This window comes from Ectopseudomonas guguanensis (assembly GCF_900104265.1).
GTDB classification, from domain to species: domain Bacteria; phylum Pseudomonadota; class Gammaproteobacteria; order Pseudomonadales; family Pseudomonadaceae; genus Aquipseudomonas; species Aquipseudomonas guguanensis.
On the sequence record NZ_FNJJ01000014.1, the window covers coordinates 69246 to 87114 of the forward strand.

The 17869-nt window shown below is 59.9% G+C and carries 17 protein-coding genes and 1 pseudogene; 3 read left to right on the plus strand and 15 right to left on the minus strand.

Features of this window, described 5'->3' with window-relative positions:
- Window position 1: 1 nt before the first annotated feature.
- From trbL to BLS61_RS19280, 6 genes are all read right to left on the minus strand, one after another.
- Window positions 2–1399 carry a P-type conjugative transfer protein TrbL gene (trbL, locus tag BLS61_RS19260; protein ID WP_090433571.1) on the minus strand — a complete coding sequence of 466 codons (1398 nt, stop codon included), beginning with the start codon at window positions 1397–1399 and terminating at the stop codon, window positions 2–4.
- 4 nt (window positions 1400–1403) lie between these two features.
- Window positions 1404–1643: an entry exclusion lipoprotein TrbK gene (gene trbK / locus BLS61_RS19265; protein WP_033970408.1), complete on the minus strand. Its 240-nt coding sequence runs from the start codon at window positions 1641–1643 to the stop codon at window positions 1404–1406.
- 10 nt (window positions 1644–1653) lie between these two features.
- Entirely contained in the window at window positions 1654–2445 is a 792-nt protein-coding gene (trbJ, locus tag BLS61_RS19270) for a P-type conjugative transfer protein TrbJ (RefSeq protein ID WP_033970410.1), read from the minus strand.
- Window positions 2414–2800: a conjugal transfer transcriptional regulator TraJ gene (traJ, locus tag BLS61_RS19275; RefSeq protein ID WP_033970412.1), complete on the minus strand. Its 387-nt coding sequence runs from the start codon at window positions 2798–2800 to the stop codon at window positions 2414–2416. The genes trbJ and traJ overlap by 32 nt, the downstream gene beginning before the upstream one ends.
- Window positions 2801–3128: 328 nt before the next feature.
- The gene (locus BLS61_RS23545; RefSeq protein ID WP_139205573.1) at window positions 3129–3470 is read right to left on the minus strand and encodes a TraK family protein; all 342 of its coding nucleotides are present in this window, start codon (window positions 3468–3470) and stop codon (window positions 3129–3131) included.
- 9 nt (window positions 3471–3479) lie between these two features.
- Window positions 3480–3740, minus strand: a complete 261-nt coding sequence (locus BLS61_RS19280) for a hypothetical protein (RefSeq protein ID WP_052156663.1) — start codon at window positions 3738–3740, stop codon at window positions 3480–3482.
- Window positions 3741–3847: 107 nt separating this feature from the next.
- Between BLS61_RS19280 and BLS61_RS23550 the strand changes: the two genes are divergently transcribed.
- Complete coding sequence (locus tag BLS61_RS23550; protein ID WP_139205574.1) at window positions 3848–4639, plus strand: hypothetical protein; 792 nt, start codon at window positions 3848–3850, stop codon at window positions 4637–4639.
- Between the two features lie 196 nt (window positions 4640–4835).
- Here the strand turns inward: BLS61_RS23550 and trfA are convergent, their stop codons facing one another.
- From trfA to BLS61_RS19295, 4 genes and pseudogenes are all read right to left on the minus strand, one after another.
- Entirely contained in the window at window positions 4836–5708 is an 873-nt protein-coding gene (trfA, locus tag BLS61_RS19285; protein WP_052156664.1) for a plasmid replication initiator TrfA, read from the minus strand.
- Window positions 5705–5980 (minus strand): hypothetical protein, encoded by a 276-nt coding sequence (locus BLS61_RS19290; protein ID WP_079389535.1) that lies wholly within the window; start codon window positions 5978–5980, stop codon window positions 5705–5707. The genes trfA and BLS61_RS19290 overlap by 4 nt, the downstream gene beginning before the upstream one ends.
- A 426-nt stretch (window positions 5981–6406) precedes the next feature.
- Window positions 6407–6475, minus strand: a pseudogene (locus BLS61_RS24065) (MBL fold metallo-hydrolase); the annotation flags it as partial.
- On the minus strand, window positions 6475–7497 hold the full coding sequence (locus BLS61_RS19295) for an AraC family transcriptional regulator (RefSeq protein WP_090433575.1): 1023 nt from the start codon (window positions 7495–7497) through the stop codon (window positions 6475–6477). The gene BLS61_RS19295 and the pseudogene BLS61_RS24065, both read right to left, overlap by 1 nt.
- Window positions 7498–7842: 345 nt before the next feature.
- On the opposite strand from BLS61_RS19295, the gene BLS61_RS19300 reads away from it, so the two are divergent.
- Window positions 7843–8688, plus strand: a complete 846-nt coding sequence (locus tag BLS61_RS19300) for a metal-dependent hydrolase (protein ID WP_090433577.1) — start codon at window positions 7843–7845, stop codon at window positions 8686–8688.
- A 261-nt stretch (window positions 8689–8949) separates the two neighbouring features.
- Here BLS61_RS19300 and BLS61_RS19305 read toward each other — a convergent pair whose 3' ends face one another.
- Both BLS61_RS19305 and BLS61_RS19310 read right to left on the minus strand, forming a co-directional pair.
- Window positions 8950–9891 carry an alpha/beta fold hydrolase gene (locus BLS61_RS19305; RefSeq protein WP_090433579.1) on the minus strand — a complete coding sequence of 314 codons (942 nt, stop codon included), beginning with the start codon at window positions 9889–9891 and terminating at the stop codon, window positions 8950–8952.
- 103 nt (window positions 9892–9994) lie between these two features.
- Entirely contained in the window at window positions 9995–10663 is a 669-nt protein-coding gene (locus BLS61_RS19310) for a TetR/AcrR family transcriptional regulator (RefSeq protein WP_090433580.1), read from the minus strand.
- A gap of 73 nt (window positions 10664–10736) precedes the next feature.
- On the opposite strand from BLS61_RS19310, the gene BLS61_RS19315 reads away from it, so the two are divergent.
- Complete coding sequence (locus tag BLS61_RS19315) at window positions 10737–11606, plus strand: hypothetical protein (RefSeq protein ID WP_208598827.1); 870 nt, start codon at window positions 10737–10739, stop codon at window positions 11604–11606.
- Here BLS61_RS19315 and BLS61_RS19320 read toward each other — a convergent pair.
- The 3 genes from BLS61_RS19320 to BLS61_RS19330 form a co-directional block, all read right to left on the minus strand.
- Window positions 11595–14336 (minus strand): winged helix-turn-helix domain-containing protein, encoded by a 2742-nt coding sequence (locus BLS61_RS19320; protein ID WP_090433581.1) that lies wholly within the window; start codon window positions 14334–14336, stop codon window positions 11595–11597. The two genes, BLS61_RS19315 and BLS61_RS19320, sit on opposite strands and share 12 nt — an antisense overlap.
- Before the next feature lie 150 nt (window positions 14337–14486).
- On the minus strand, window positions 14487–15854 hold the full coding sequence (locus BLS61_RS19325; RefSeq protein WP_090433733.1) for a DUF1329 domain-containing protein: 1368 nt from the start codon (window positions 15852–15854) through the stop codon (window positions 14487–14489).
- 32 nt (window positions 15855–15886) lie between these two features.
- Window positions 15887–17761, minus strand: a complete 1875-nt coding sequence (locus tag BLS61_RS19330) for a DUF1302 domain-containing protein (protein WP_090433583.1) — start codon at window positions 17759–17761, stop codon at window positions 15887–15889.
- Between the last annotated feature and the right edge of the window lie 108 nt (window positions 17762–17869).

Consider the following 17869-nt stretch of genomic DNA (forward strand, 5'->3'; position numbering starts at 1 on the left):
GCTAAAATTTTTCGTCTCGGCGGCCGCGATTAACGAACTCGGCAATCTCGTCCTCTGGCGAGTCACCGCTTTCGCTTCCTGGACCGATGCTGTTGAGCTGATCGTCTTCTTGGCCCCGAATGGCTGCTGCCATCTGGCCGCCGAGGGTCTGCTGGGCTTGCCCCATAAAGTTACTGCTGAGCTTGGCAGCTTTCTCCCCGATGACTGCACCTGCACCTTTGGCAAGTTCAGCAGTGGTGTCTACGGCCAGTTTGGCGGCTTGCTGTAGCGCACTGCCGCCAGAGTCCCCCATGGCTTCGGCCAGCGGGCTGTCCGATCTGTTGTCACCTTGCCCTGCAGAGCCTTGGAAAATGGGCATGCCGCCGTTATCCATTGCTCCCTGCGCCTTCTGCATTGCTGCTTTGATGGCTGAAACACCCCCGGCCACATTCTGGGCTCCGGCCATGGCAGTGGAACCTGCCATGCTCATCGCGGCAGAAGCCATGCCGACCGTTCCCATTGCTGCTCCGACCGCTGCGCCGGCCCCGAAGTTGCCAATGCCCCCAGTGCCCGAACTGCTCCCCGTGATGATGCCGGCGAGCATAGGCGGCACCTTATTGGTCAGAAGCAGCAGACAGAGGCAGAAGATCAGCATGACCCCCAGCTCCTCGAAGTTGAGGACGCCCCTAGTCATCTTGGCGTAGAAACTGGTGAGCAGGTCGCTGCCAATGCCAACCAGCAGCACCATGGCAAACAATTGGACGGCCACACCCAGGACGGTCTTGTAGTAGTTGATGGCCATGTCGGACGTCCAGCGGGAGCCGCCGAAGCCCAGGAAGAAGATGCCGGCATAGATCAGCAACCAGCCGGACACCAACATTATCAACATGTTGATCGCGATGAGCGCAAGCATGACAGTGATGGCCAGGCTTAAGAGGACACCGATCAGGCTATCTACTGGACTCCAGGCCGATAGCGCGGCGAGCGTCTGCTTCCACAGCATGAACCCGATATCCACGATGCCGGATGGTGTCACCGAGCTTATGCCGGATGCCTGTTCGCCCAGCTTCTGCAGCGATCGAATTATCGAGGACGCAAACTCCGGCCCGTTCCTGAGTAGCCACAGGTAGAAGCCGAAGAACAGGATGAAACGGCAGAACTCGGCGAAGAACTCGGCCAGGTCGGCCTTGCGCAAGGCCATCATGCCGAATGTCCAGGCGAGGGATATGGTACCCAGCGTCCAGAACAACCAGGACGCAGCACTGAGGATGACAGCCTGCCAAGTGGAAGCACGGCTGCTGAACTCGGTAATGACCTGATCCAGCATGCCCTGGTTGGTGAGTTGGGCTGCGGCGCTACCGGAGTAAAGGACAAACAGCAGACAGCAGCCGATCAGGCTGGTGTTCTTGAGCGTTTTCATGCGGTCACCCCTGAGAGCTGTTCAGTTCGAGCCAGTTCTTGGGTTGCTCGGTAGGCTGGATGGCGCCCGAACGTCTGGAGCACTGGCCGGCAAACTCTGCCCGGGCCGTCCTGTCCTCGATCTGGTTGATCTCCTCCAGGGTGCAGTTGGCATCGCTGACTTCGGGAATGGCTTGGCCGTTTGGCTGGTCATCGCATCCGACAAGCGCCAGAAGGGTGAGTAGTAGCGGGGTTAGTTTTTTCATCGAGCTCTCCTTAGCGGTTCATGTCCAACCAGTTCTTGGGGGCCTGGGTGGGCGCTATGCGCCCCTCAGTCGAGGCGGCGTGGGCGGCTTGCTGCTTGGCCTCCAGGTCGGCCTCGGCCTGCATGCGTGTGGCAATGACGTTTTGCTGGGCGACTAGCAGGCCGCGAATCTGCAGCAGCTGATTGGCTTGCTGGCTGGCCAGTTGGTTGGCGTAGCCGATGGCCTGCATCTGACCGGTCGCGCCCTGAGCCTGGCGTTGCAATTGCTGCAGCGTGTCGGCGTCATGCTGCAGCGCAGCCTGCTGCTGATCCAGGCCACGAAACAGCGCGTCGTTGGCCCTTTTCTGCGACTCGGAGGCAAGGCGCCGGTTCTCGTTCATCGCCGCCCACTCGGCTTCGCTGCAGCCGGCGTTGGAGAAGCAAGGTGATGCTCTGTAGTAGGCGACGTCCTGGAACTTGCCGAGGTAGCCGTCGATGCTGCCCAAGCTGCGCTTGTAGTAGTCCAGGGTGTCGATGGCGCTGCGCAGCCTGTCCATCGTTTGGCTGGCCTGGTCCCAGATGTAGGCCGTGGGTGCGGCCGTGTTCTGCAGCATATTTTCGTATTGCTGCAACTGCGTCTGATATTGCTCGATCTGTTTCAGTGTCTGCGCCACGCTTTCCATGGCAGTCAGCACGTTTTGGGTGAGATTGCCGCCGTCGATGACGGGAATGCCCGCCTTGGCGTTCAAACTGATGAACGAGCTGGTGATGCAGGCTAGAAGCCACAGTTTTTTAGCCGCTAAAATTTTCATCGTCGTCTCCATACACTTTCATGGCCAGTTGCAATAGCGCCTGCTGCGTTTCCTCGATTTTTGACAGCACCACCCCAATGGTTCGGCGCATCTGTGCTTCCTCGAAGCCTGCGAAGCGCTCGTCATTGGTCAGCCACATTTTCAGCAGTCCGCCTAAACGCCCCTGATCGGCATTGATCTTCACCAGGTCCCCGACCATACAAGCGTCAAGGATGCTGCCCACTTCGTATCCCATCCCGAGCGCACGCAGATAAGCCGCAACTGATCTGCCAGCCGCCTTCGCTTGCTTCTCAATCAACGCCTTTTCTTCTGGAAGTACCGGCACTCGTAGATGCGTGTGCTTTCTGGTCACTTTGTCGTGCTTCATAGCTTCCTCACCACTCTCTGCTCTTTCGCTTGAAGACGGCGGTAGCCGTCCAGCCTCGCAGAGCAAGACCCCGATTGAGCGCGTAGCGCGAATTAGGGAAGTGAAGTTAGTTAGCCGGCTTGCCGGTTAGCTAACTTCACCTGTCTTGCCCTGAGTAGCAAAGCCTTTAAACCGCGATTCTTCTGGCACACCTATGGCGAAAAAAGCCGGCAGAAAATTTGAACGCCAAGGGAAAGGCTGATTTCCGACCACTGCACGCCAAATAGGCTGCAATTGGCCTTATACAACGCAAGAACAGTAAAGATTGAACGGATATTGTTCGTCATGGTTACTTCTGCGAAGGCTTTTGGCTGATAGCAAAAGACTTCTGCGCAGAAGGAGCGGCAGAATCATCTACATCCTGTGGATTTTTCCTACCTGGGCGTAAATGTTCTTGACCTGGAAGCAAGAGCAAGGACTTCGCATAACGCCGAAACGCTTGGTAGCTGAATACGATCTGGCCTTCCTCATGGAGTAATTGCCAGATCGCCAACAGTGACCAGCCATCTGCCAATGCTGACTCAACCCCCTGCCGATGCATCAGAAACGCGGCCCTATTTCGTGAGGCCTGGCTGGCTGCAGCTTTTGCTTTAACGTGATCCGCAACTCGCTCAGATAAGCTCTTGGACATAAACACCTCTTATGAAGACTGATCTTCAAGGATCGCTTTATGGCTTGGATCAAACTCTCCATTTAACAAGGCAGCTACTGACTCCGTCGGAAAATATATACGCCGCCCGATTCTTCGCTTGACACTATTCAGCTCAAACATCCACTGCTCCGTAGGGCATTGCAGAACCGCCCTTAAGCCGCTGGTTTTCCTACTAAGCACCTGTGCAATCTGCTCGACCGTCATCAAGGGGCCGTACTTCTCTTCAAGCTTCACCAAAACAGAACTCATAGAATCGCCTCATCTGCTAACAACTGGCATTGATAGGCATATTTAGCATTTGACTGTTAGCTGATGCCCGGTATGATTATTTATATTTTTTTACCAAGGACTCGGACATGGCTCGCCCTCGAAACTCTAAGGAAAAGCAGCGCCTTCAGTTAAAAACCGTTGCACTCATGAACTCCTTAAGAATCCGAGTTGGCGCACAAAATCCATGTCAGTTCAGCGACTGGTTTGACAGAGAGACAGTCCACCTCGGCTGGACAGATACAAAAGACTCAAACAAGTGGTACAAGTACTTCAAGGGCGATGTCGTCCAGAACCCCACGCGGATACTGCACCTACTTGGGTCACTATTCCCAGATTGCGCAGGTCTATTTCACGAAGGGCCAGAACGACTCTGGACTGCTCTTTGGTCAGACTCAACAGAAGAGCTATGGAGCATCTGCACTTATACATGCTGCGCATTTGAGGGCGACGAGGAAGGCAGCCTCGACGTCATGACGGGGAACACTATATTTTTCAGAGAATCCGCAACCAATTTTGAAATAAATTTAATATCAAAATTACTAAACAGCGAACCCTACACCTTAAGCGATCTCAGCGAATCAATTGCCCTATACAAAATTCACCAGACAATCAACAAAATCCATAAAACAGAAGAAATATCGCCCTACCGCTGTATAAAGATGTGCCTGGACGCTGAAAATATATCTTCTGAGCTAAAGGAGCTAGGCATATATGACTTCATATATCTAGAACTCACAAAAACTGAAATTTCACGACTTAGAGATGAGTCGTTTTATCGCATGAGCACTGGAGCCAGCGACATCGCCCAGTATGCCCTCAACCCTTTCGGTCAACGATCCGTGCAAGACCGAATGGTTGAGCTAGGCGTCTGGCTGTAGGGCATAGTCCGGTTATCCACACTCTGGCCTTGGTAGAAAAAGGTAGAAGAAAGGTAGAGAGCCATTGATCAGTCTGGAGACCCCGTCCCTCCTTGCGTTGAACTCACACTGAGGAACGCAACCCCGAAGAAGCGGAATCCAACCCCGACAGCAGGGAACCCAACCCCGATGGAGGAGGAATCCAACCCCGAGGCATTCACAGCCGCTGCCAGACAGCTTGTTCTTCTCCTTTGCTACTTTTCTCGATACGCCCCGCTGCAATCACCTCAACCCGCTCCAATTCACGCATCGCAGCCAATAGAGAAGCGCGAAATTTGCGCATAGGGCTAAAGTACTGTAGTAACTCTTTAAGCCAAACAAGCGAATAACGCTGCACAGCCTCGTTTGAAGTAGCCACCAAACGCTGTAAGGCTCTGGCCATATCCTGCCCTTTTCGAATCTGCAACCGCTTATGCCAGTCGATCAGCGCAAATTCCCGATTACTGAACAGATGCCGCCAACGGGGGTCGACACTGACGGTGTAGCACTCTCGCCCTGGGTCAAAGGCAAACTTGTCGATCATGTGCAGAGATTCACTTCGACCAACTTCAAATTTGAGTTTTCCCTGCTTTGTAACTTGCGCAATCAACATCGCAAAAGTCAGTGCCTCCATCGTTCGATGCAGCCACTGGTATTCGTAGTTTCCTGTTTGCCTGCCGATAGCACGTAGCAGCTTGGCCCGATTAATCGGAACAGGCTCGCCCAGCGGTACTTTGACTGCCTCGTACATTAACTGCATCCAGACATCGGCCTGAGTTTCGTCCAGCTGCTCGCCCCAAAAAGTGATTACTGCATCCTTGCGGCTGAATAGAACCGTCGCCTTGTGCATGCGCTTGCTGCCGCGAGCGACCGGAGCGAACAGACTAGAGCGCGCAATATGATTGGGAATTGCCCGATACAGCTCACTCAGCCCAGGTAAGAACAACTGATGAGGTAAATTCTCTGGGGGCTGCTTAGGAAGCGATGACCTACGGATACTCTCCAAACGAGCAGCAAGAGATCGCGGGGCAGTTTCTGCCTCCTGACTCATCGGGACAGCTGGCGCTGCTTGGCAATTTGCTCCGCCTTGGTCGGACGGCCTCGACGCGGTTCAGCGCTGGCAGATATAGCCACTGCGGCTACAACCACATGCTCTGCCAACCACCGCTCTACATCTTCAACGCGCCAGAGTAAGCGCTTGGTGCCGGGCAACCGACACAGCGGCGGCAGCGCCTGAGGATTGCGCGTAACGTCACTGCGAATGCTGGCAACAGACTTATGCAGGTAGGTAGAAAGCTGATCGACAGTAAGCAGAGCTTGCATGGGCTGGCACTCGTCTCAGCCAGGGCATACATCATGCTCAAGGCTGCAGGGGTTTGCGAATGCCGTCAGGTTCGTGCAATGCAGTGCAGTTCAGAAGGTAGGAAACTCCTCTGTTTCTTACCACTGGAGTCAGGACCAATACCGATGATCTCTGAGGCTGGATGAGCCGAGATACGGCGCAATATTGACACTTGAAGGATAGAAAATCGGAGGTGTGCCCTTTCAGCCACCCACCCTCTTGGGAATGGCCAAAAAATGGATTGTTACCCTACTTTCTCCGGCACAAATCTGGCACACACAGCGTGCTGCATACTGCAAAAAAGCGCCAAAAGATGCTCAACACTGCAACTCTGCAAGCTTTTGATTGAAAAGGGAAAATCCAGGAAAACGCTTCTAAATCAACACTCTAGATCAGAACCGATAAACGCAGTTGCACTGCAAAGGCCCGACGGGGAAGGTTTCGCGGATCAGGGTGGGGCGTTCGGCGGTGCTCATCAGGGGGCCTCGTTGCGGTAGTCGCCGGGCAGTTTACCGGTCCATTTGCGGAATGCACGGCGGAAGTTGGACGGGTCGCTGAAGCCCAGCAACTGGGCGATCTCATACAGCGGCAAATGCGTGGTGGTCAGGTACTGCAGGGCCAGGCGCTTGCGTACCTCATCGAGCACCTGCTGGTAGCTGGTACCCATCTGCGCCAGGTGCCGGCGCAGGGTGCGTCCGCTGGTGTGCAGGGCGCTGGCGGCGCTTTCGAGGTCGGGAAAATCGCCGGGGCGCGCCAGCAGCAGACGCCGCACGCGAGTGAGCAGGCCGTCCTGCACGTCGAGGCTGGCCAACAGCGCCTCGCACTGCTGCTCGCACATCTGCACCGTGGCCGGATTGGCCAGGGCCATGGGCCGCTGCAGATAATGCCGCGGCACACGCAGCCAGTGATAGGGCTGCTCGAACTGCGCTGCCACGCCGAATACCTCGGCGTAACGCGCGGCGTAGTCCGGCGCGGGATGAGCGAAACCGACAGCCACGCCCTGCAATTCTTCACCCAGGAGAAAACGGGCGATGGTGTGGATGCTGGTCAGCAGGCCTTCGGCGGCGAAGCGCGATTGCGGCCCCATGGGAAAGGATTCGACTGCACGCAACTGCAGGTCCTCCCCCTGCTCCACCAGCTCCAGCTCGAATGACAGGCCAAGCACCCGGTAGTACTTCAGGGCGAACTGCAGCGCCTTGCCCAGATTGGCGCTGGACAGTACCGCGTAGCCGAGAATGCCGTGGGTGGAGACATTAAGACGCTGGCCCAGCACGAGACCCAGCGCAGGTTCGCCGCAGCGCTCCAGGGCGGCCTGGGTGAGCAGGTGAAAGTCCAGGAAGGACAGGCGGCCGTTCGGGCTGCCCAGCACTTCCGGGCGCACCCGCGCTGCGGCGAACAGCTCGGCGCGCGGCAGACCAAGTTCCTCGGCCAGTGCCAGCAGGGCCTCGGCATAGGCCACCGGAACCAGTTCGGCGGTGAAATTGAGGGTTTGCTTCATGGGCTTGTTGTTCTGGCGGCTGGCCGCATATAACCCCTGTGTTGGAAAACCTTAACCTTGCCGGCAACGCTCCATCAACCTCCGTCGGGCCGGCGCAGGCTTTTCGCACGATTGCCCGGACTGCCGATGACTCTCGAAACACCCGCTGCGTATTGCCTTGGGGGAAAATCTAAAGCCAGACCAATCGACCGAACCGTTTCACTCGCAGCTTGCAAGGCCCCAACTTTTTTCCGGCAAAACACCGTTGGCCGGATATGACTGCAACCTTGGCTGTTACGAACCTGTGCCCCGGAGCACGCAAAGCCCATAGTGACAAGCAGTCAAACAGCGCAATGGAGCCTCCTCATGGCCAGCACTACTCCGCAAGGACTGCAGATTCGCCCCAGGCACATGGATTTCCAGCTGCCCAACCCGCTGCCGCGCCACTGGAACGGCGGTGACGCCTTCAAGACCCACCTTTTCGACGCCATGTCGGTGTTGTTTCCCGATGGCGAGCGTTTCTTCATCGACTCGGTGCGTCAGTTCCGCGACCGTATCGAGGACCCGGTCCTCAAGGAACAGATTCGGGGCTTCATCGGTCAGGAAGGCCACCATAGCCGCGAGCACCTGGAATACAGCCAGCGCCTGCGCGAGCTGGGTTACGACATCGAGCGCATGGAGAAGCGTGCCCGCGCACGCATCCGCTACACCCAGAAGAAGTTCTCGCCACAGCGCCAGCTGGCCGCGACCGCAGCGCTGGAACACATCACTGCGATCATGGCCGATGGCCTGCTGAGAAATGGCGCCTACATGGCTGCCGCTCACCCGACCATGGCCCGCCTGTGGCGCTGGCATGCGCTGGAGGAAACCGAGCACAAGGCGGTGGCCTTCGACGTCTATAACCAGGTGTGCGGCAGTCGCAAGCTGCTGCGCCGGGCAATGGTCATGGGCACCTTCTTCTTCGTGCTCGACACCACCCGCGGCCTGGCACACATGCTCAAGGTCGACGGCCTGCTCTGGAACTGGCGCGTATGGCGCGACGGCATTCGCTGGATGTGGGGCAAGGAAGGCGTGTTCCGCCCGCTGATCCGCACCTATCTGGACTTCTTCAAGGATGGCTTCCACCCCTGGGAGCACAACAACCTGGATCTGCTGCATGCCACGCGCGTGGAGTTCGATGGCCCCCAGCAAGCGCAGGCCAGCGCAGCCTGAACTGCAGTTGCCGGCCAAAACGCAAAGGAAAAAACCCGGAAGCGATCCGGAATGCTATTAAGAAAGGGGTCGAACGCAATCAGTCCCCTCGCCCCTCTGCGGAAAGGGGAAAATGGCTGTTCCACGGTGTTTTCGACCCTCTCCCCTAACCCCTCTCCCATAAATGTGAGAGGGGAACGAAGCGTGTACAACCTCAAGTGAACAGCATTACGGAACCTGTCCGGGCTTTTTCATGCCTCTCTTTAGGAGCATGTGCTGCTCTCAGCCACGCAGGAACTTCATCGCGTCGGCTGCGCTCTGCTCGGGAATTTCTTCCATCGGGATATGCCCGACACCTGGATAGACCTTGACCTGAAGCCCCGGCAGATCACGCTGCCACAGTGGCACGTGCTTCGGTGAAATCCAGCGATCATGCTCGCCCCACATCAGCAGGGTGGGCGCCTGAATCTGCGCGACCCGCGAGGGCGTCGCATGGAGCTCCTCCTTGTTGACCTTCAGCAGCACGCGGAAGATGTCCATCATGCTGCGGCGGTTACCCGGACGCCGCGACAGGTCGTAGTAGCGATCGACCACCCCCGGCTTGATCCGCCCCGGTTCGCCGTAAACCTCCTTGATGCCCTGGGCGATCAACGCGCGCGGCATCCACATCGGCATGGCGATGGTCGCACCGGGCAGCGCAGCGGCGGCGATCATCCACGGCACCTTGTGCATGGGGTAGCCGGCCGGATCGACCAGAACCAGTTTGCCGACGCGCTGCGGCTGCGCCAGGGCGAAGTTCCAGGCGATATAGCCGCCGAGGGAGTTGCCGGCGATATCGGCCTTGCCCACCTGCAGGTAATCGAGCAGCAGGCCGAGCACGCGAATCATGCGTTCGGCCGAGTACTTGCCGTCGCGCGCAGGGCCGGTCAGACCGAAGCCGGGGACATCGAAGCGAATGATGCGGTAATCGGAGGCGAACGCCTGCACCCAGCCGTCCCAGGTGTGCAGCGAGGCCACCACGCCGTGGATCATCACCAGCGCAGGTTTGTCGCGACTGCCTTCATCGCGATAGTGGATGTTGAAGCCATCGAGCTCGACGTAGCGGGAGCCATCGGCGGCATTGCCGTAACGCGCCTTGAGGCGCTCCAGCGGCAGCGCACCGAAACCCAAGCGGGCGAAACCGGCAGCCAGCGGCGGTTGCAGTGACAGGCTGTTGGCGGTCATGCGGGATACCTCGGTTCTTGTTGTAGGTATCGCGCATCAAAGCATGCAGCGCCGCAGATCAGCGCCCAACCTTGGGACTGTTCGGACGACGAGGCCGCCCCGCCTATGCACGCGGGCACAACGAGGCGATCAGCAGATCCCCCAGCACCGTCTTGGCCTGCTCGATTTCCTGACGGCTGGCGCTTCGCCCAAGCAGGTCGAGAGAAGCCGCTTCGAGCGCCCAGATCAGCGCCTGGTAAACCAGCGGATCACGCGGCGCAAGCTCCGGCTCGAGGCGTTCCACCAGCAGGCGCAGCATCTCCTGATGCGCGCGCTGACGGTGGGCGGCCAGCGGCGATTGCGCGCGCAAGGCCTCTTCCTGCATCAGGCGGATGATCGGCCCGACGGCCAGGTGATAGTCGAAGAAGCGCCCGACCATCGCCCGCAACCATTCCTGCGGACTGCCGGCGACCTGCTGCATCTCGCGAAAGCGCGCGAGCAGCAACATCACCGAGGTCTGGTAGATGCCTTCGAGCACCTCCATCTTGTTGGCGAAATACTTGTAGAAGGTACGCCGCGATACCTGCGCAGCGTCGAGCAGATCATTCACCGTTGCCTGCTCCAGCCCCTTGCGAGCGAACACGCCGATGGCCGCAAGCTGAATGTTGGTGCGCTGCAGATGGCCAACCAGCGGCCCGTCACCGGCTGCGCCCTGTTGCGAGGCGAGCGCGCCGTAACCGCCCAGATCCTCGAAAACCGCCCGTATCGCACCGTGCCCGGCCAACTCGTCCATGCAGCTTTCCCAACCAAGGCGCGGGTGACGTGACGCCCCCAGCTGAGTACTCTGGAGCCGCCTCTTGCCGCGGATGTTCATCGTGTCGCCCACCCTAGCACGTCGCCTGCTCTGGCCGCTGGCCATCCTTTTGCTGGTCTGGCTGCCGCCGCTTGGCGCAGCCGAGCTGTTCTACCTCGGCCAGCGCATTCCGGACATCCACAAACCCTGGCGCAGCAGCGACTACCGACAACTGCGCGACGCCCTGGAAAAGGTCGACAGCAGCCAGGCCAATGCGCTGCCGCGACGCAGCGGCGAATTCACCGGGCCGATCTATCAGCGCATGGTTTCGCCGGAAAACTTCCGCCCGCAGCTGAACATCTATGCTCCGCTGGAACTGCGCCAGAACGAGGCGCGCGAGGTGCTGTTCGAACTCAAGGAGCTGATGCGCCTGTATTTCGACTTCCGCGCCAAGCAGCAGCCCTATGCCGCCGAGGCGCTTGGTCTGATGACCTATTCGCTGCGCCAGCAGGCCATTCTGTTCACCCTCACCACCGAGTTCTGGATGACACTGTCGCAAGGCGAGCAGAGCAATCCGGTTCGTCTGCAGGGCCTGCAGGAAACCAAGGCCGCCGCCGCCATGCTCAGCGGCAGCGCGCTGGATTATCTGGAATTGACCCAGGCCTTCGGCCGCGACGAACTGCTGCTGTACAGCGCCGAGCTGAGCCAGCAATTACCGGAATTGTTCGTCCACCTGCCTGCCGAGGTGCAGGCTCAGCTGCTGGCACGTATCGAGGAGCTCAGCACCGGCCATCGTTACCCGCAGGTCGGCCAGGACATGGCCGCCCTGCTGCCGGTGCTGCAGATGATTCATCAGGACGTGCAGGCAAAACTGGCGCAACCCGTGAAACCAGCGGTCAAGGCCCCCACACTGGACCTCTCGGCGCCGACCTCAGCGCAATAGCCCGAGCCCCTTGGCACGCGCGACGGCCTGGGTGCGCCGTTCGACGCCGAGCTTGCTGTTGATGTGCCGGGCGTGGGTCTTGACCGTGTGCAGGGAGATGAACAGGCGCTCGCTGATCTCCTGGTTCGAACAACCACGGGCGATCAGCTGCAGCACGGCCAGCTCGCGGCCGCTGAGCTTTTCGGTCAGTGGCCCCGGCTCGGCTTCGGACGACTCGGCACTGTGCTGCTGCGCCGGCAGCAGTGCGAGTAGGGCATCACGAACCAGACAGGACGAGGCACGCTCCTGCAGGCACTCACGCAGCCACTGCGGCTGATGCTGCACCAGCTCGATGAACGGCAGCAGCGCACCGCCCTGCGCGAGATCCAGACAGCCATCGAGCTGTTGACGCGCCTCGCGCGCGCGCCCGGTCTGCTTCAGCAACTGGGCAAGCTGCGCCTGCGCCGCCAGGCTGACCAGTTGACCACCCAGCCCCTGGGCGCGCTGCTGCAAGGCACGCAGGCGCCGTTCGGCATTTTCCGAACCGCCCTGCAGACGTTCGAGTGCAGCCTGCTGCAGATCGATGTGCAGCGCCAGCTGCGGATGGAACTCCGGCGCCAGCGCACGCCCCTCGCCGTAGGTTTCCGCCAGTTGCGGCAGCCAGGCGGCAGCCAGTTCGACCTGGCCCTGACGCAACCACAGCTCGCATTTCATCAGCGTGATCATCGCCAGGTAGTAGATCGCCGGTACGTCCCAGACATGCATCAGGCGCTCGGCCTCGCCAAGCAGGGCGAACGCCTCGGCGCAGCGCCCTTCCCGTCCTTCCAGGCTGGCCAACACGCAGTAACCGATCAGTGCACCGACATCGCGGCAGGCCCTGGCCTCGGCGACACCGGTGCGCAAACGCTCGACGGCCCCGGGCTGCAGGCGCAGGCTGAGCAGGTAGCCGTCATAGATGGTCAGCCGCGCCCGCACCGAGTAGCTGCGCTGCGCCGGCAAGCGTTGCACCAGCTGCAAGCCGTGATGCACTTCCTCCTGCGCCCGCTGCACCTCGCCGCGCCCTTGCAGTACGCGGGCGCGTTCGTAGTGAGCCAGCGCCTCGAACAGGGGATTGTCGATACGCTGGGCCAGCTCCAGCGCGTCGCGGTTCAGTCCGCGTGCGCGCCACAGGTCGCCGCGCACCATGGCCAGGTTGGACAGCGCCGACAGGCACATGAAATGCGGGCCGTAGCGCTCGGCCGGCAAACCGGTCAATGCCTCGCTGCACTGCTGCTCGGCACGTGCGCCATCGCCACGCCCGCGAGCGATCACCCCATCGAGCGCCTGCCACTGCGCCAGCAGGCTGCGCTGGCTGAGCGGGTCGGCTGCCGGCAGGAAGCGGCCGAGCTGATCGAGCAGCTCCTGCGCGGCGTCCAGCTGACAGGCCAGCGCCAGCGCCCAGCCGTATAGCATGATCAGCCGCGGCGTGCTGGCCAGCAGGTCATCCGGCAGGTTGGTCTTCCAGCGCAGCAGCATGGCGACGTTCTGCTCGGCCAGCATCTGCTCTTCGGAAAGGTTCTGCACCAGACTCGCCGCGACATCGGCCTGCCCGGCCAGCAAGGCCTGCTCGATGGCGGCATCCAGCATGCCCTGCGCCGCGAACCAGCGACAGGCGCGCAGGTGAGTGCTGCCGCGCGAGCGACTCAACCCATCGGCTGGCCGCGCATTGAGCAGGTCGGAAAACAGGTGATGGTAGCGAAACCAGCGCCCCTGCTCGTCAAGCGGCACCAGAAACACCTGGTTGGCCTGCAGCTGGCGGATGATTGCGGCGCTGTCATGGCTGTCACGAACCGCATCGCACAGCTCGGCGCAGAAGCGCTCCAGGCAGGCGGTGTCATAGAGAAACTGCTGCACCTCGGCCGGCTGCCGTTCGATGACCTCCTCGAGCAGGTACTCGCGAATCAGCCTCTCACCGCCGTGCAGCTGCAGCCCCTCGCCGGCCTCCGCCAGTTCTTCCATCGCCAGCAGCCACAGGCGCAAGCCCGCGATCCAGCCCTCGCTGCGCTGCAGGATTCCGGCGACCTGCTGCCGCTCGAGGTGCGCGCCCTGACTCGCCAGCAACGCGTCCAGCTCGCCCGCCGTCAGGCGCAGGTCCTGTTCGTTGAGCTCGAGCAGTTGCCGCGACAGGCGCAGACGCGCCAGATGCCAGTCCGGCCGCTGCCGACTGGTGACCAGCAGCAGCACGCCAGGCGGCAGGTGATTGAGAAAGAATTGCAGGCAACGATCGAGCACCGGCCCCTGCGCCAGATGGTAGTCGTCCAGCACCAGCAACAGCGGCTGGCCATCGTCGAGTCGCTGCGTCAGCTCGTCGAGCAGGCCGTCGAGCCATTGCTCGAAGGCGAAGGGCTGGTGGCGCTGGCGCATCTTCAGCAGGCCGAGGGCTTCCTCGCCAAGGCCCGGATGGAACTGCTGCAGCCCCTGCAACAGGCGCTCGAGAAAACGCCCGGGGTCGCGATCACGCTCGCTCAGGCCGAGCCAGAGGCTGTGCCAGTGCTCGGGCAGCCGTTCGCAGAACTCGATGGCCAGGGAACTCTTGCCGAAGCCGGCCGGCGCGCTGACCAGCAGCAAGCGCCCCTGCAGACCTTCCTCCAGACGCTCGCACAATCGGGGCCGCGGCATGTGCCCTGCCGGCAGTGGCGGGCGATAGAAACGCGCTTCCACCGGCGTGGCCGGCGTGTAGGGAAAAGCTGACGAACGGGAAAGGTCTGTCATCGGCCTATTCTTGGAAGTCTTCTGAGTGCATGAGCGGGCTCGATCCCGACTCAGCCTAGCGACTTGCAATGGCCATTTGAAGCACCCGCTACAGTCCGTAACGAAAAAGCCGGCACAAGGCCGGCTTCGTCGCGTTGCGCGGGGCAGGCATCAGCGAACGCCGGCCTGACGCAGAGCAGCAGGGGTGTAGTCGCTGCTGGCAGCCTTGTAGTTGAAGTCGTAGGCCTGTTTCTCCTCGTTCTTCATCCCCAGGGCCAGGTAACGCCCGGACAGCAGGTCATAGAGAGACTCCAGGGTGTACCAGGGCACCTGCTTGTCGTAGTAGTACTGGGCGTGCGCCTCGGCTACGCGCCACAGGGTACCGCGACCGTCGTAGTGGTCGATCAGTGCGGCCTGCCAGGTATCCTCGTCGATGAAGAAGTCACGCTTGGCGTAGATGTGGCGCTCGCCCGACTTCAGGGTCGCGGTCACGTGCCAGACGCGGTGCAGCTCGTAACGAGTCAGGTCCTGGTTGATGTGGCCGGCCTTGATGATGTCGGAGTACTTCAGGTTCGGCGAATCGAGCTTGTAGGCGTTGTAGGGGATGTAGATCTCCTTCTTGCCGTTGAGCTTCCAGTCGTAACGATCCGGCGCACCGTTGTACATGTCGAAGTTGTCGGAGGTACGCAGACCGTCGGCCGCGGTACCCGGACCGTCGTAGGACACCTGCGGCGCACGACGCACACGACGTTGACCGGCGTTGTACAGCCACGCCAGGCGCGGCTCCTTCACCTGGTTGAGGGTTTCGTGCACCAGCAGCACGTTACCGGCCAGACGCGAAGGAGCGGTCACGCGCTGCTTGAAGTAGAACAGTACGTTGCTTTCCTTGCTCGGATCGAAGTCGGTCAGCGCGTCGCGGAAGGTGAACTCGTCCTGGAAGTAGACCAGCGAGTAGGAACCGTTAGGCTGCGGAGTCGCCTGGGTCACCAGACGACGCACGCTGCCACCGCGGTAGCGGGTGATGTGGTTCCAGATCGCTTCCAGGCCGTTCTGCGGGATCGGGAAGGGGTTGGCAGTCTTGAAGTTCTCCAGCCCGTTACCGCCCTCGACCATACGGGTGTTGACCGCGTTCTGCTTGGTCGCCTCGAGCACCGAAGCCGGCAGGCTGGCCGAACGGTGGGTCGGGTAGACCGGCATCTTGTAGCTTTCCGGATAGCGCTTGAACATCGCCAGCTGGCCGGGGGTCAGCTTGTCCTTGTACTGCTCGACGTTCTGCGCGGTGATGGTGAACAGCGGCTGCTCGTTGGCGAACGGGTCGGACAGGAAGCCCTTGCCGTCCACACTGCCCGCGTTGGCCGGCAGGCCGCCGGTCCAGGCTGGAATCGAACCATCGGCATTGCCCGCCATTTCGGCACCGACCGGAGTCAGGCTATTGCCCAGTTTCGCCGCTTCATCGGGCGACACTGCCGCCATCACGCTGGTCGCCAGCAGAGACAGGGTCAGGACACCGCTTTGCCACAGTTTTTTTGTTGTTTTCATTTGCATCATGATTCCTCGAAATTCCTGACCGCTTAGAAGTTCATACCGAAGCTGAGCGCAACGAAGTCGCGGTCAACGGAGGTGTTGTACTTGCCGTCGAAGAAGTTGGTGTAGGAAAGGCTAGCGGTGTAGGTATTCTGATAGTCGCCATCCAGACCCAGGCTGACTGCCTTAGCCCCCTCGGTAAACAAGCCATTCGGACCGTAACCGTCAACGTCGTGAGACCAGGACACGCTTGGACGCAGATTCACACCGACAATAGCGTTCGGGTAGTCCCAGATAGCACGGGCGCGATAGCCCCATGCAGTACTGGTAGCGAAGCCATCATCCTCGCAGAAGCGACTCACATTCTTGCCGGTGTTGCCGTTGAGGATCTGCGAGCACGTCTCGCGGAACACGCCAGGCGCTACCTGAGTGGGAGGCAGCGGGCCCGGACCGTAGCTAGGATCACGGCCGTAACGAACCTTGTCGCTACTTTCCAGGCCGCCAATGTGCACGACACCGATCTCACCAACCAAGGTCAGACGCGAGGCCCCCATCACCTGATCGAAGAAGTGTGTGAATGTGGTCTGGAACTGAGTGATTTCCTTGCGGTTATAACCATGCAGATCCTCTCCACGCGCACCGTTGGCCAAGGAGGCATTGGCAAATGCGCCACCCAGCAACTTGACGCCGCCATAGAGAATGTCAGTGGAGTTGATTTGAACCGGAGCATTCGGCCGATAACTCAACTCACCCGACCACGCCGTACCGGTGGGCAAGGTGGTGGAAAAGCTCAACCCGTAAAGACGGATATCCTCGGGGTACTCCATGAAATAATTCGAGTTTGCCGCAATAACAAGGGGAGCTGCAGCACCCGCCCCCGGAGCGACTGTGTAGACACTGTTAGGTGCCGCCGTGGCGCTGAAAATCGGCGTACGACTATGGTAGTTGATGAAGTAGGCACCGAACTCGGTGTCCAGCGGCTCGAACATGTAGCGGAAGGCCAGACCCCATTGGCCGCTATCGCGCGCGTCGCGATCACCGCTACGCGGAACAATGATGCCTTCGCTGGTCCCCGTGATTGGCCGGAAACCCGGAACAGGTGCAAAGGTCGAGTTGAGAAATGCCAGCGTGCCTGCGCCAGGGTTCGTAAGAACAGCCAGGTTGTTATCACAGCCATCAGCAACGATGTCAGGCTGGGCGAAGAAAGTACCGCAGTTGTCTACGACCGTCTGATCCCACTCCAGTTGATAGAACGTCTCCATGGAGAGGTTGTCGGTCAGACTCTGCGCCACGTAGAACATGTTGACCGGAATCAAACCCTCTTTGATTTCTGCGCCAGGCCGACGGAAGGCAGCGGCATCTACCGGGTTGATGGCGTTGATGCTGTTCTGGATGAACGTGCTTTCACCCCAACTGACCACCTGCTTGCCCAGGCGTACCGAACCGGGTTGATTACCAATGGCGTAGTTGTGATAGACGAAGGCGTCCAGTAACTCCGCGCCGGATGCCTTCGCACCCTCCTTGCGATTGCTGTCATCAATGTCCTTGAACAGACGGCTCTCATCCTTCAGCTCGAAGTCGTACCAGTACTTGCCGCGAACGAATACGCCGGTGTCACCGTACTTGAGCTCGAGGTCGTGAATACCCTTGAAGATCTTGGAAAAGGTTTCACCACGTTTGAAATTGAGCTTCGAGTCATCGGAAGTCTGCGAGAGACCATCGCCACCGTTGTTCCTGCCAATCAGGTCCTTGTCTGCCTTGGAGGTCGACCAACTGGCACCTACGGACAGAGACGAATCGAACTGCCCTTCGATTTCACCGATATTGAAAGTGACGCCGAAAGCCGGAGCGGCAAGGGTGGAAGCGAGGCTGACGGCCAGCGGCAGTTTTGCCAGGCGCCAGTAGGGTGTTGTTTTTGTCATCGACGCTACTCCATGTGTTTTTTGTTATGGATGCTTGGACTATAGCCAGCAGGTGGTACTGCTTGATCCCTCGAAAGTGTGATTTGCAGCCCCCAGCCACTCTGGCTC

Coding starts and splice junctions, on each gene's coding strand:
- trbL (WP_090433571.1), bottom strand. CDS start 1,399: ATGAAAACGCTCAAGAACACCAGCCTGATCGGCTGCTGTCTGCTGTTT.
- trbK (WP_033970408.1), bottom strand. CDS start 1,643: ATGAAAAAACTAACCCCGCTACTACTCACCCTTCTGGCGCTTGTCGGA.
- trbJ (WP_033970410.1), bottom strand. CDS start 2,445: ATGGAGACGACGATGAAAATTTTAGCGGCTAAAAAACTGTGGCTTCTA.
- traJ (WP_033970412.1), bottom strand. CDS start 2,800: ATGAAGCACGACAAAGTGACCAGAAAGCACACGCATCTACGAGTGCCG.
- BLS61_RS23545 (WP_139205573.1), bottom strand. CDS start 3,470: ATGTCCAAGAGCTTATCTGAGCGAGTTGCGGATCACGTTAAAGCAAAA.
- BLS61_RS19280 (WP_052156663.1), bottom strand. CDS start 3,740: ATGAGTTCTGTTTTGGTGAAGCTTGAAGAGAAGTACGGCCCCTTGATG.
- BLS61_RS23550 (WP_139205574.1), top strand. CDS start 3,848: ATGGCTCGCCCTCGAAACTCTAAGGAAAAGCAGCGCCTTCAGTTAAAA.
- trfA (WP_052156664.1), bottom strand. CDS start 5,708: ATGAGTCAGGAGGCAGAAACTGCCCCGCGATCTCTTGCTGCTCGTTTG.
- BLS61_RS19290 (WP_079389535.1), bottom strand. CDS start 5,980: ATGCAAGCTCTGCTTACTGTCGATCAGCTTTCTACCTACCTGCATAAG.
- BLS61_RS19295 (WP_090433575.1), bottom strand. CDS start 7,497: ATGAAGCAAACCCTCAATTTCACCGCCGAACTGGTTCCGGTGGCCTAT.
- BLS61_RS19300 (WP_090433577.1), top strand. CDS start 7,843: ATGGCCAGCACTACTCCGCAAGGACTGCAGATTCGCCCCAGGCACATG.
- BLS61_RS19305 (WP_090433579.1), bottom strand. CDS start 9,891: ATGACCGCCAACAGCCTGTCACTGCAACCGCCGCTGGCTGCCGGTTTC.
- BLS61_RS19310 (WP_090433580.1), bottom strand. CDS start 10,663: ATGGACGAGTTGGCCGGGCACGGTGCGATACGGGCGGTTTTCGAGGAT.
- BLS61_RS19315 (WP_208598827.1), top strand. CDS start 10,737: ATGTTCATCGTGTCGCCCACCCTAGCACGTCGCCTGCTCTGGCCGCTG.
- BLS61_RS19320 (WP_090433581.1), bottom strand. CDS start 14,336: ATGACAGACCTTTCCCGTTCGTCAGCTTTTCCCTACACGCCGGCCACG.
- BLS61_RS19325 (WP_090433733.1), bottom strand. CDS start 15,854: ATGAAAACAACAAAAAAACTGTGGCAAAGCGGTGTCCTGACCCTGTCT.
- BLS61_RS19330 (WP_090433583.1), bottom strand. CDS start 17,761: ATGACAAAAACAACACCCTACTGGCGCCTGGCAAAACTGCCGCTGGCC.